The organism is Streptomyces sp. NPDC093510 (assembly GCF_040683555.1).
In the GTDB taxonomy this organism is placed as follows: domain Bacteria; phylum Actinomycetota; class Actinomycetes; order Streptomycetales; family Streptomycetaceae; genus Streptomyces.
In genome coordinates this window covers 23,374-35,501 of the sequence record NZ_JBFBEE010000020.1, presented here as the reverse complement: position 1 = coordinate 35,501, position 12,128 = coordinate 23,374, and the positions used below count along the sequence as shown (strand labels likewise).

The 12,128-nt window shown below is 70.3% G+C and carries 11 protein-coding genes; 3 read left to right on the top strand and 8 right to left on the bottom strand.

Annotated elements, in window-relative coordinates; all coding sequences use genetic code 11:
• Nucleotides 1-31 precede the first annotated feature (31 nt).
• The 3 genes from AB0N81_RS29135 to AB0N81_RS29125 all read right to left on the bottom strand — a co-directional run bounded on the left by AB0N81_RS29135 (nt 32) and on the right by AB0N81_RS29125 (nt 2,903).
• Nucleotides 32-556: a DoxX family protein gene (locus AB0N81_RS29135; protein ID WP_365363437.1), complete on the bottom strand. Its 525-nt coding sequence runs from the start codon at nt 554-556 to the stop codon at nt 32-34.
• Between the two features lie 144 nt (nt 557-700).
• Nucleotides 701-1,966 (bottom strand): hypothetical protein, encoded by a 1,266-nt coding sequence (locus AB0N81_RS29130; protein WP_365363435.1) that lies wholly within the window; start codon nt 1,964-1,966, stop codon nt 701-703.
• Between the two features lie 151 nt (nt 1,967-2,117).
• Nucleotides 2,118-2,903, bottom strand: a complete 786-nt coding sequence (locus AB0N81_RS29125) for a class II aldolase/adducin family protein (protein ID WP_365363433.1) — start codon at nt 2,901-2,903, stop codon at nt 2,118-2,120.
• Between the two features lie 130 nt (nt 2,904-3,033).
• Here AB0N81_RS29125 and AB0N81_RS29120 point away from each other — a divergent pair, with 130 nt between their 5' ends.
• Nucleotides 3,034-3,513: a pyridoxamine 5'-phosphate oxidase family protein gene (locus tag AB0N81_RS29120; RefSeq protein ID WP_365363431.1), complete on the top strand. Its 480-nt coding sequence runs from the start codon at nt 3,034-3,036 to the stop codon at nt 3,511-3,513.
• Between the two features lie 74 nt (nt 3,514-3,587).
• On the opposite strand, the gene guaA is transcribed toward AB0N81_RS29120, so the two are convergent.
• Nucleotides 3,588-5,174: a glutamine-hydrolyzing GMP synthase gene (gene guaA, locus AB0N81_RS29115; protein WP_365363429.1), complete on the bottom strand. Its 1,587-nt coding sequence runs from the start codon at nt 5,172-5,174 to the stop codon at nt 3,588-3,590.
• Nucleotides 5,175-5,684: 510 nt separating this feature from the next.
• Here guaA and AB0N81_RS29110 point away from each other — a divergent pair.
• Nucleotides 5,685-5,996, top strand: coding sequence for a chorismate mutase (locus tag AB0N81_RS29110; protein WP_365363427.1), 312 nt, complete (start codon nt 5,685-5,687; stop codon nt 5,994-5,996).
• Nucleotides 5,997-6,660: 664 nt separating this feature from the next.
• Here AB0N81_RS29110 and AB0N81_RS29105 read toward each other — a convergent pair.
• From AB0N81_RS29105 to AB0N81_RS29095, 3 genes are all read right to left on the bottom strand, one after another.
• Nucleotides 6,661-7,383, bottom strand: coding sequence for a hypothetical protein (locus tag AB0N81_RS29105; RefSeq protein ID WP_365363425.1), 723 nt, complete (start codon nt 7,381-7,383; stop codon nt 6,661-6,663).
• 141 nt (nt 7,384-7,524) lie between these two features.
• The gene (locus tag AB0N81_RS29100) at nt 7,525-8,325 is read right to left on the bottom strand and encodes a hypothetical protein (protein ID WP_365363423.1); all 801 of its coding nucleotides are present in this window, start codon (nt 8,323-8,325) and stop codon (nt 7,525-7,527) included.
• Between the two features lie 101 nt (nt 8,326-8,426).
• Nucleotides 8,427-8,792: a hypothetical protein gene (locus AB0N81_RS29095; protein WP_365363421.1), complete on the bottom strand. Its 366-nt coding sequence runs from the start codon at nt 8,790-8,792 to the stop codon at nt 8,427-8,429.
• A gap of 276 nt (nt 8,793-9,068) precedes the next feature.
• Here AB0N81_RS29095 and AB0N81_RS29090 point away from each other — a divergent pair, with 276 nt between their 5' ends.
• Nucleotides 9,069-10,166, top strand: coding sequence for an LAETG motif-containing sortase-dependent surface protein (locus tag AB0N81_RS29090; protein ID WP_365363419.1), 1,098 nt, complete (start codon nt 9,069-9,071; stop codon nt 10,164-10,166).
• Between the two features lie 132 nt (nt 10,167-10,298).
• Here the strand turns inward: AB0N81_RS29090 and AB0N81_RS29085 are convergent, their stop codons facing one another.
• Nucleotides 10,299-12,113, bottom strand: coding sequence for a GMC family oxidoreductase (locus AB0N81_RS29085; protein ID WP_365363417.1), 1,815 nt, complete (start codon nt 12,111-12,113; stop codon nt 10,299-10,301).
• Nucleotides 12,114-12,128: the final 15 nt, after the last annotated feature.

The window sequence follows — 12,128 nt, the reverse complement described above, 5'->3', positions numbered from 1 at the left end:
CTGGTCTAGCTGGACTAGGCGGACAACCCGGTCAGCCGGGCCCCGGGGACTTCCCGAGGCGGGCGGCGAGCAGGGCGTCAACGGAGAACACGGAGGCCCCGGCGAGCACCAGGGGCAGCCACGCCATCAGGTACGCCAGGTCGTTGCCGTAGTAGTAGGGCGTCTCGTGCCAGCTGACGGTCAGCCAGAGGCTGAGCGAGATGAGCACACCGCCGAGCGCCGCGACCCGGGCGAGCAGGCCGACCAGGGTGCCGATGCCGACGGCCAGTTCGCCCAGGGCGATGGCGTAGCCGAAGCCGACGGGGCTCTTGAGGGACAGGTCGACGAGAGGGGGAATCGCGGAGATGTCACGGACGCCGTCCATCTGGGCGCCGATCGACCCTTCGCCGTCGGCCTGCATGAAGGTGCTGTCGGTGAGCTTGTCCAGACCGGCGTAGATGAAGGTGATGCCCAGGAAGATCCGCAGGGGGAGCAGGGCGTAACGGGTGGCGGACTCCCGCCAGTCGGCACGCTTGGTGTGGTGGGTGTGGCTGTTCGTACGCATGCCGTGGGCCATGGCACTCCGCCGCCTCTCGCGTGGTCGTGGTCCCGTCTTTTGACGATACGTACGAAGAGGGGGTGCTGCTCACTGGCGTGCGGCGGGTGCGGCGGGTTTCTCGGGTACCGGTCCGAAAGCTCTGGGAGGGGGGATGGCGGTGGGTCAGTCCGTGACGTCGATCGTGACGCGGTTCGTCTCGACGCCGGCGGCTGTGACGACCTGGACCTCGACGCGGCCTGGTTCGACGTCGACGGGGACGGGGACGGTCAGGGTGGCGTCGGTCGGGTTGGTGAAGCCGCCGGGCACGGGCACGAGCGGCACGTGGACGTGCACGGCACCGATGCGGACGACCGTGCGGGCGAGCCGGTCCGCGTCCCCGGCGCCGGGCGGGACGAAGCCGACGCCGCGGATCTCGATGTCGTCGCCCGTGCGGATGGGGGCGTCGAGGTCGCCGGCCTCGCGGGCGCGTACGACGGAGAGGATCACGGGACGGCTGCCTTCGGAGTACTTGCCCGCGAGGTATGTGGCGGCCGAGACCAGTACGAGCAGGGCGAGGCCCCAGGGCAGGTCGGGCAGTTGCTCGGGCCGTCGTGCGAGACGTACGGCGGCGAAGACCACGGCGACGGCGTTGACCAGGACGTACTGCGCGTCGGTGAAGCTGCCGCGGCCCGCGTCGTCGGTGAGCGGGTCGGCGGGCCGCGGCCGGTCCGCGCGCACCTTCTGCAGGCGCTGGCCGAGCACGCGCAGGCCGACGACTCTGCGGACCAGGACGGCGACCGCGCACACCACGGCGAGGACGGTCACCGTTCCGGCGGCGCGGGCGAGTTCGAGACCGGCGATCAGTTGGTCGCGCTGCCCGTGGTCCGAGGCCGCGGCGAGTTCGCCCGCGAGGACGAGCACGGCGAAGACGACGAGGAGCACCCAGGAGGCGGCCACGGCACGCGAGGTGGAGAGCCGGTTGTCCTCGCCGATCACCGGGGCGAGGACCCCGCCGCGCGCCCGGTGGGCGTATGCCGCGCCGGTCAGCAGGCCGCCCACGACCAGGGCCGCGAGGAGCCCGGCCGTGCGCGCGTCCGACCAGCCGGTGCCGATCGCGGTGAGCGCCTGGACCAGGAGCAGTACGCCGAAGGAGACCCATACGACGCCGAGGGTGCGCGTCCAGAGCCGTCGCAGCCAGGCCTCGCCCTCCGCCCTGCCGCGCTCGGCGACGTCGTACGCGGACTGTGTCAGCTCGTCCGACACCCACTGCCGCGAGGCGCCCGCCGAGTGGGCGACGGCCGCGGGCAGCCCCTGCCCGGTCGCGAGCTCGTCGCGCTTGGCGAGGAATGCGGCCACGGCCCGCCGGTGCCCCTCGCGCGCGCCGTGCGGGCAGCCGCCGCATGTGCAGCCACCCCCGTGCACGCCCTGCCCCGCCTCCTGCACTGCCACCGCGTACGCCGCCTTCCCCACCCTCGAAGCCCCTGGGGCCCCTTGCGAACTTCCTTGCAGAGAAAGCGAATTGTGCCGCACTGAAAGGCGAACGCACTGCCGGGGTCAGGTCAGCGGGGGTGAATGGACCGGCACGGCGTTGACGGCCGGGTCAGGCCAGCAGATCCGGTTCGCTGCGGCTGATGTCCTGCCACAGAGACTGGTAGTTGATCCACGCGACCAGATCGCTGCCGAGCTGCTCGCGGGTCTGCACCGCCTGCTTGTGGCCGATCAGCACCGGGCGGCCCGCGGCGCGGGCGCTCAGCTGGACCTGGCAGGAGCGTTCCATGGAGATGAACCACCAGGCGGCGGCGTCGACGGAGTCCCCGACCGTGAGCAGGCCGTGGTTGCGCAGGATGACCGCCTTGTGTCCGCCGAGCGCGCTCGCGATCATGCGGCCCTCCTCGGCGTCGACGACGACACCGGTGTAGCCGTCGTACAGCGCGTGGTTCTCGTAGAAGGCGCAGGACTCCTGGGTGATCGGGTCCAGGAGTTCGCCGAGTGTGGAGAGCGCACGGCCGTGCAGCGAATGGCAGTGCGCGACGGCGACGACATCGGGCCGCGCCAGATGGGCCTGGGCGTGGACGGTGAACGCGGCCTGGTTGACGTGATGGCGCCCCTCGACCACCTGCCCCTCGGCGTTGACGAGGACGAGGTCGCCGACGGTGATGTGCTTGAAGGCCATCCCGAAGGGGTTCACCCAGAAGCAGTCGGTGTACTCCGGGTCGCGTGCGGTGATGTGGCCGGAGACCCCGTCCTCGTATCCGAGCCTCCCGAAGATCCGCAGCGCGCCCGCGAGCCTCTCCTTGCGGTGCCGCCGTTCGTCCGCCACGGACTCGTGGACGGGCGGCATCGCGAACTGCAACCGTTCGACGGGTATCGGTGTGGGCGCCTGCATCTGTCCTCCATCTCTGGCTGTACGGGGCGGAAGTTACCGGTGAGAAGCACAGGAGGACAGAGGCACGTCACGATCGACGGAGCGAGCAAAGGCGACAGGAGATGTCCGGTATCGGCGGGAGACTCGGCGTATGCCATTCAACTGGGAAGCCTTCGTCGCGGCCGAACCGGATCTGGCCGCGATGGTCGAGAAGCGCTTCGGCGCGTTCACCCACCACACCCTCGCGACGCTCCGCAAGGACGGGGCGCCACGCACCACCGGGATCGAGGTGCGTTTCCTGAACGGGGAGTTGTGGCTCGGCATGATGCCGGGCTCCCTCAAGGCGATCGACCTGCGCCGCGATCCGCGCTTCGCGCTGCAGGCGAACCCGGGCCCGGGCACGGAGATGGCGGGCGGCGACGTCCGCATCGCGGGCCGGGCGGTCGAGGTGCGCGACCCCGAGACCGTCGCGCGCTACGCGGACTCGGTGAACCCGCCGGACCCGGGCGCCTTCCACCTCTTCCGCACCGAGCTGACGGAGGTGGTCCGCATCGGCATCGAGGACGGGAAGTACCTGGCGGTGCAGCTGTGGAAGCCGGGGGAACCGGTCCGTACGACACGGCGGACGTGAGAGCGCCGGTGCCGCCACCCTGTTCGGGAATGGCGGCACCGGCGCTCAGCGAGCCTGGGGAAGGACCCTGGGGGTCACTCCCACTCGATGGTCCCCGGCGGCTTCGACGTCACGTCGAGGACGACGCGGTTGACGTCGGCGACCTCGTTCGTGATGCGCGTCGAGATCTTCGCGAGGACGTCGTACGGCATGCGGGTCCAGTCGGCCGTCATGGCGTCCTCGGACGAGACGGGGCGCAGGACGATCGGGTGGCCGTAGGTGCGGCCGTCGCCCTGGACACCGACGCTGCGGACGTCCGCCAGCAGCACGACGGGGCACTGCCAGATCTCGCGGTCGAGACCGGCGGCCGTCAGCTCCTCGCGGGCGATGGCGTCGGCCTCGCGCAGCAGGTCGAGGCGGTCCTTGGTGACCTCGCCGACGATGCGGATGCCCAGGCCGGGACCGGGGAACGGCTGGCGCTGGACGATCTCGTCCGGCAGGCCGAGCTCGGCGCCGACCATCCGGACCTCGTCCTTGAACAGCTTGCGCAGCGGCTCGATGAGCTGGAACTCGAGGTCCTCGGGAAGCCCGCCCACGTTGTGGTGGGACTTGATGTTCGCGGTGCCGCTGCCGCCGCCCGACTCGACCACGTCGGGGTAGAGGGTGCCCTGGACCAGGAACTCCACCGGCTGGTCGCCGGGGGCCTCGGCGACGATCTCCGCCTGGGCCTGCTCGAAGACGCGGATGAACTCGCGCCCGATGATCTTCCGCTTCTCCTCGGGGTCGCTGACCCCGGCAAGGGCGTTCAGGAACCGCTCCTGGGCGTCCACGACCTTCAGCTTGACGCCGGTCGCGGCGACGAAGTCCTTCTCGACCTGCTCGGTCTCACCCTTGCGCATCAGGCCGTGGTCGACGTACACGCAGGTCAGCTGCGAGCCGATGGCCTTCTGCACGAGAGCCGCGGCGACCGCGGAGTCCACGCCGCCGGAGAGGCCGCAGATCGCGCGCTTGGTGCCGACCTGCTCGCGGATCGCGGCGACCTGCTCGTCGATGACGTTGCCGGTCGTCCAGTTCGGCTTGAGACCCGCGCCGCGGTACAGGAAGTGCTCGAGGACCTGCTGGCCGTGCGTGGAGTGCATCACCTCGGGGTGGTACTGCACGCCGTACAGCTTCTTCTCGTCGTCCTCGAAGGCCGCGACGGGCACGACGTCCGTGGACGCGGTGACCGTGAAGCCCTCGGGGGCCGCGCTGCACGCGTCGCCGTGCGACATCCACACCGACTGCTCGGTGGGGGTGCCCTCGAAGAGGGTGGAGCCCGCCTTGGAGACGGCCAGCGCGGTGCGGCCGTACTCGCGGGCGCCGGTGTTGTCGACCGTGCCGCCGAGGGTCGTCGCCATCAGCTGGAAGCCGTAGCACATGCCGAAGACGGGGACGCCGGCCTCGAAGAGCTGGCGGTCGACGCTGGGCGCGTTCTCCGCGTACACCGAGGAAGGGCCGCCGGACAGGATTATGGCGGCGGGCTTCTTGGCGAGCATCTCGGAGACGGGCATCGTGCTCGGCACGATCTCGCTGTAGACGCGGGCCTCACGGACGCGACGGGCGATGAGCTGGGCGTACTGCGCTCCGAAATCGACGACCAGAACGGTGTCGGGAGCGGCGGCAGCGGGGGGCGCTGATGGCACGGCGGCGGCCTTCCGGCGTTGAGCTTGAGCGGTGCGTGAGCAGAGGCTCGTGCGTGAGCAGGGGGTCTGTGTTTGTCAATTCTAACGGGCGCGGCGCGACCCCTTCGTCGGATGCGACGGGCCCCCGCTCGGCAGATACGACGGGCCCGTGCTCTTCGGATACGACAGGCCCTCGCTCGTCGGATACGACAGGCCCGCCCTCGTCGGATACGGCAGGCCCCGCGCGGAGGGCGTCCGGCCGCACGCAGCCCGGACGGGCGTCTCAGCATCCGAGCGGTGCGCCGGTCCCGATTGACCCGGCACACGCGCGTGGGGGCATACTGACCCCGTGACCAAGCACCTCAGCTTCCTCTTTACCTATGGCAACCGGCCTGCCGGCTGCCATGGTCGAGCTGCTTGATCCCACCGACAAGCGACTTACCGGGCGCCCCGGGCCGACAAGGCCCGGGGCGCTCTGTCGTACGCGGGTCCTGCCGCTCCGGGGCACCTCTTCCGACAAGGAGCCCCAAGATGACCAGCACCGCCGCCGGCACCACCACCGCCACCGCCACCGAGAAGACCGGTGCCCGCACCCCCGAGGCCGCCGGTGTGATCGAGAACGCGCGTGAGCGGATCGACACGCTCGACGACCGGATCATCGGCCTCGTGCAGGAACGGATGGCCGTCTCGGCCGTCATCCAGGAAGCCCGCATCACCTCCGGCGGCCGCCGCGTGAACCTCTCCCGCGAGATGGAGATCCTCGCCCACTACAGGGACGCGCTCGGCAAGCCCGGCACGACGCTCGCGATGACCCTCCTGGAGCTGTGCCGGGGCCGCGTCTGACCCCGCGCGAGCCCCACGGTCGTCTGCGGAACTGAGTTCGGATCGGTTCTCACCCGTACGGCGCGTGACCGGTTCCGGGCGGGCTTCGTTGGTCCCGGTGTCCGTGCCAGCCAGGGGCGGGCCCGTAAGAACCACGCGTGGCTCCGCTGGAGCGATGAGGCGTAGGGATTGCGTCCCTGCGCCGTGGGACCTCACTCCAGTGATGTGACCGGACGGCAGGGGACAGCAGCCCGGTCACCCAAGAGAACGGTCGGTTCCGGGGACGCCCGGAGCCGGCCGGCCTCCGTCCCGAATGCCGTCCCGCACCCCTCGTACCCCGAACCGGATCCCCGGCCCTTTCCCCTGCACAAGTGGTCGAAACGGTTGCGCAGCCAACAACACATCCAGCACGATGCGTAGAAGGGCGGGCAGCGAGACCCCGTCCACATCTTCATTGCCATTGGTCGATACCACGCGAGCGCCCCCTGTGCGCCGGGTCGGCCACCGGCACCCCCGGCCAAGCGGCGCACTCCCCCCGGCGCCGCCCCGAGGCACCGACGCAGCCCTGACGTCGGCGCCGACAGCCAAGGGCCCCGCGGTTCCGTCCCGCGGGGCCCTTCGCTTTCACCATCTCGCTCTTCGCCTTCGTGCTCTTCGCCTTCGGGCTCCGGCGCGTGGGCGGCGGCTACTTCGCGAGCTTCTCCAGCTTGTTCACCTGCGCGTCGACGATCTTCGTCGGCACGCCGAACTCCTTGGGCTTGAGCAGGTTGATCGAGTAGAAGGCCGCGAGCGTCGACCCGCTGCGCACGACCGTGAAGCTCATCGGCGTCTTCTGGCCCTGGATGTCGCCCACGACCTTGTACGAGACGGCGTCATCGCCCGCCTTCGGCGCGGGCAGGGCCGCGACGTCGCGGTACTTGGAGTCCGCGTGCTCGTACGCGGTGCACTTCTTCGTGGCCTTCCGCAGGCCTTCCATGATCTTCTCCGCGTCGGCCTTCTCGTGCGCGAGCAGGGCGAGCGAGATGACCGTGGCGTCCAGCTCGTCGGGGCCGGTCAGGGTGCGGCCGAGGCGGTTCTTCGCCGCCGGCTGGGTGGCGAACATGAACATGTCGGCGAACGGCTGGCACGCGGCCGGGTCCGCGGGCACGGTCTGCGACGGCATGTCCGCCGCAGACATCTTCTCGACCTTGTAGCCCTTGAGGTCGCCCTTGGCGAGGGCCGCCTTCTCCAGATCCGCCGCGGACAGCACGGTCGACTTCTTCGCGACCGGCTTCGCCGCGGCCGACTTCTCCGGCGACTTCTTGCCCTTGTCGCCGCTGTCGCCGTTGTCGCTGCCGCAGGCTGCGGTCAGACCCAGCGCGACCGTCACGGACGCGGCCACGACGGCACGGGACACAGATGACTTCACGTTTCCTACCTTCACTCTCACGGCGCGGGCGACGGCCCGCGCCGAGGCGACATGAAAGCGGTAGAAGCACGCCTCTCACCAGCGTTTTCCGTAACGATCAGAAACCGCCGGAAAGGTTGTACGCGGCGCGTGTGAGTTAGGTCAGAGCTTGCCGAGCTGCGCGTCGACGATCTCGGGTGCCACCTTCGGGTCCTCGTCCGCGGTGGGCGCGCCGATGCCGTCCATGCCGTTCCTCTCGGCTTCCTTGTCGCTCTGGACGCCTTCGGGGTCGTACAGGTTCGACGCGTCGAAGACCGCGAGCGTCGAGCCGCTGCGCACGACCGTGACGCTCTCCCGCACCACGAACTCACCGTTGCGATGGGCGATTTTGTACGAGACGGCCTCGTCGCCCTCGCCCTCCGGGGCCGACATCGATTTCACGCCGAGGTAGCGCTGTTCACCGACGCGGAAGGCGGCGCACTTCTTCGACGTAGACGCCGTACGCAGGTCCTTCATCGTCTGCTTGGCGTCGGCCTCGGCGTAGGCGGAGAGCCCGACGCCCGTCGTCGTGAAGTCCTTGTCGTCGGTGGGGGTCAGGACGCGGTCGACGTGCGCCTTCGCCGAACCACCGGTGCCGACACCGACACCGGCACCGGCACCGGCACCGGCAGCAGAAGCGGAAGCGGAAGCGAGCATCGCGGCGAGTGGGCCGCACTCCGTGGGCGACGCCTTCCCGGGGCCGGGCCCCTTGGACCCCTCGGACGCCTTGGGCGTCTCGACCTTGTAGCCCTTGATGTCCCCCGCGGTGAGGGCCGCCTTCTCCAGCGCGGCGGAGCCCACACGGGCGCGCGGCTTCGACGGCTTCCCGGCGTCGTCGTCACCACTGCTGCTGCAGGCGGCACTCGCACCGAGGGCGGCCACGACCGAGACGGCCGCCACGACACGCGACACAGCTGACTTCACGTTCTGTTTCCCCCGAAGGCTTCCCGCTTGTTGATTCCTGCTGCTCGCAGTCTCGTCGCTGCTTGCACTGTTACGACGGGGGAAGATCGATTCCGGTTCCGTCACCAGCCCCAGATCCAGAAGCGGAACGGGCTGAGCAGGGCGATCGCGAGGGCCATGCCACCGATGACGATCACCACGCACCACGCCCGGCGGCTGCGTTCGGAGCGTCGGCTCCGGCGCGGGCCCGTCGGCGCCGCCCGCCACTCGTCCGGCCGCCACCGCTCGGACTCCGCCTCGCGCTTCGCGCGCCTGCGGCGGAACCGCCCCGCCTCCTCGATCCGCCGGCGCGCGGCCTCCTCGTCGAGGCGCCGTAGCCTTTCGGCCACCATGCGGGCCCGCGCCGACGGCTCCTTCGGCGCGGAGGAGCGGATGTCCCGCTCGCTGTCGTCCTCGAACCTCTCCCACACCTCGTCGGGTATGGCCACGCTGTCCCCTCCCCTGGCATCCCCTGGCATCCATGTGCTCCACGTGCTCCACGTGCTCCATGTGCCTCTTGAGCGGGGAAGTTCTACGGCACCCCCTCACGACAACACAAGCCGTGTGATTCACACCACATAAGAATTCTGTGAACCCGAGGACAACCATTCACAGGGATCGCAGGTCATGCATGCAGTAACAACGGCCACACCCGCGTCTCCAACGCGGGGGCCTCCATTTCCGTGCTGCCGACCGGGCAGCGCGCCGGACTTCCTGAGGTCTTCATGAAGCTTCGTCGTGCCATGGCTGCCGCGGCCGCAACGGCTGCCATAGCCCCGATCGCGCTGCTCTCGGCCCCGGCGGCCTTCGCGACCGAGGAGGCCGGCTCCGCGGCTTCGGCCGCGAACTCCCCCGGGACGCCCCCGCCGGCCGGAACGCCGACGGACACGGCCACGCCCAGCCCCTCCACCCCGTCCACCCCGTCCACACCGCCCGCGGACACCGACGAGCCGGCCGACGAGCCGCCGTCCACCCCTCCGGCGAAGCCCGCGAAGCCTGCGAAGCCCCCGAAGGCGGACAAGCCCGCCGACGAGCTCAAGGACGGGGATCCCAAGGACGAGGAAGAGGACGCCGAGGACGGGGAAGCGGAGGAGCCGCTCGACTGCCCGGTCAACGAAGACGGCGTGGACACCGAATCCGTGCTGGAGGTCGACCTCGTCGGCCTGCCCGAGAAGATCGTCACGGGCAGCGGCTGGCACCGGTTCGAGCTGTCCCTCACCAACCCCACCGACGACGAGCTCGGCGAGGTCAAGTGGATCGCGGCCGTGAACGACTTCTCGGCGGGCGACGACGACGATGACCGGCTGAGCAGCTACGCCGACCTGCAGTACTTCAGCTCCAAGGCCGATGCCTGGAAGACGATCGAAGGCGATGTGAACGGCGGTCTCGCCTTCGACGTCGCCGACCTCGGCCCCGACGAGACGGTCGACGTCAAGCTGCGGGTCGCCATCGACTCCAAGGCCCCGGCCGGTGACGGCTACGCGGTCGGCATCGGCGGCTACCTCGACACCGAGCAGAACTGCATGCACAGCTCGGACGCGTACCAGCCGATCACGTTCCGCAAGGCGGGCAGCTCGGGCGAGACCCCGGGCACGTCCACGCCGACCCCGGACAAGACCCAGCCGGCCTCCGTCAAGAAGCCGCAGAGCGAGTCCAAGGAGCTCCCGGTCGCCGACACCACCGGCGGCGACACGGGCAGCCTGGCCGAGACGGGCTCCAGCTCGATGCTGCCGACCATCGCCCTCGCGGGCGGCGCCGCCGTCGTCGCCGGTGCGGGCGCGATGTTCGCCGTACGTCGCCGCAAGGCCGACACCGCCGCGTAACAGCGGCACCTGATCACGCGGAAGGACCTGCGCTCGGAGGGGGGCGCAGGTCCTTACGTGTGTCCGGGCCCCTACGGGTGGGCCCCTACGGGTGGGGCCCTAGGGTGGGGCCCTACGGGTGTCGGGGCCGCGTCACTTCTTGGGCGGCACCGCGGGCATCCCCAGGAACGGCAGCTTCAGCGCGCCGAAGGCGTCCGCCGGGACCGCGGGGGTCTTCGGTTCGACGGCCGCGAGCCGCACGTACTCCGTGCCCTGCGCCGGACGCGGGTCCTCGCCGCCCTTATTGGGCCAGAACGACATGGCGCGCTCGGCCTGCGCGGTGATCGTCAGGGACGGGTTGACGCCCAGGTTCGCGGAGACCGCGGCGCCGTCGACGACCGAGATGCCGGGGTGGCCGTAGAGCCGGTGGTAGGGGTCGATGACGCCCGTGTCCGCCGAGTCGCCGATCGGGCAGCCGCCGAGGAAGTGCGCGGTCAGCGGGGTCCCCATGAGCTCGCCGATGTTCGAGCCCGCGAAGCCGTTGATCTCCTTGGAGAGGATCGTCGCCGCGCGGGTGGCCTCGGGGATCTGGTCGGGGTTGGGCGCGCCGTGGCCCTGCCGGGCGGTGAGCAGTCCCTTCCCGATGCCCTTCTCCTTGCGGTGCGTGGTCAGGGAGTTGTCGAGCGACTGCATGACGAGGCCGATGATGGTCCGCTCCGACCAGCGCCGGTTGGAGAGCGAACGGGCCATCAGCCACGGGTGGCGTGCCACGTTGCCGAGCCAGCCCGCGACGCGCGCCTTGCCGCCCCTCACCGTGTACGGGACCTGGAGCACGGTGAGGCTGCCCATCGCGTTGGACTTCTTGCCGTAGCGGACGGGCTCGATGTGCGTGTTGGCGTTCGGGTGGATCGACGAGGTGATCGCGACGCCCTTGGTGAAGTCGGCCTTCTCCGTGCCGTGCCGCTTGCGGTAGCGGCGGTCGGTGGTCTGGGCGCCGACCAGGGCCTCGGAGTTGGTGCGGGTGAGGGTGCCGAGCCGCTTCGATATGTGCGGCAGCAGGCCGTTGTCCTTCATGCGGTGCAGGAGCGTCTGCGTACCGTACGTACCGGCGGCGACGACGACCTTGCGGGCCTTGAAGGTGCGGCCTCTGCCCTTGCGCTTGTCGTCGGTGGGCAGGGTGGCGACGGCGAAGCCGCCCTGCGAGTCCTCGGTGACGGCGACGACCGAGGTCATCGGGTGGATGACCGCGCCGGCCTTCTCCGCCAGGTAGAGGTAGTTCTCGTTGAGGGTGTTCTTCGCGCCGTGCCGGCAGCCGGTCATGCACTCGCCGCACTCGGTGCAGGATCTGCGGGACGGTCCCGCGCCGCCGAAGTAGGGGTCGGGAACTTCCGTCCCCGGCCGGGTCGTTGAACGACCGTCCGCGTCCTTCTCGTCGCCGAAGAAGACGCCGACGGGCGCCATGTGGAAGCTGTCGCCGACCCCCATCTCCTGGGCGGCGGCCTTCAGATGGATGTCCGAGGGCGTCGTCGTCGGGTTGAGCCGCACTCCGAGCATGCGCTTGGCCTGCTCGTAGTAGGGGTGCAGTTCGTCCTGCCAGTCCGTGATGTCCTTCCACTGCGGGTCCTTGAAGAACGGTTCGGGCGGTACGTAGAGGGTGTTGGCGTAGTTGAGCGAGCCGCCGCCGACTCCGGCGCCCGCGAGGACCATCACGTTGCCGAGCAGGTGGATGCGCTGGATGCCGAAGAGGCCGAGGGCGGGGGCCCAGAGGTAGTTCTTCAGGTCCCAGGAGTTCTTGGGCAGCGTCGCGCGCGTGAAGCGGCGGCCCGCCTCGAGCACGCCGACGCGATATCCCTTCTCCGTCAGCCGCAGCGCGGACACGGCGCCGCCGAAGCCGCTGCCCACGACGACCACGTCGTAGTCGTACGCGTCGTCGCCCACCTGGATCTGGGCAGAGCTCTCCTGTGACATCGACTCTCCTCGTCA

Coding starts and splice junctions, on each gene's coding strand:
- AB0N81_RS29135 (WP_365363437.1), bottom strand. CDS start 556: ATGGCCCACGGCATGCGTACGAACAGCCACACCCACCACACCAAGCGT.
- AB0N81_RS29125 (WP_365363433.1), bottom strand. CDS start 2,903: ATGCAGGCGCCCACACCGATACCCGTCGAACGGTTGCAGTTCGCGATG.
- AB0N81_RS29120 (WP_365363431.1), top strand. CDS start 3,034: ATGCCATTCAACTGGGAAGCCTTCGTCGCGGCCGAACCGGATCTGGCC.
- AB0N81_RS29110 (WP_365363427.1), top strand. CDS start 5,685: ATGACCAGCACCGCCGCCGGCACCACCACCGCCACCGCCACCGAGAAG.
- AB0N81_RS29090 (WP_365363419.1), top strand. CDS start 9,069: ATGAAGCTTCGTCGTGCCATGGCTGCCGCGGCCGCAACGGCTGCCATA.
- AB0N81_RS29085 (WP_365363417.1), bottom strand. CDS start 12,113: ATGTCACAGGAGAGCTCTGCCCAGATCCAGGTGGGCGACGACGCGTAC.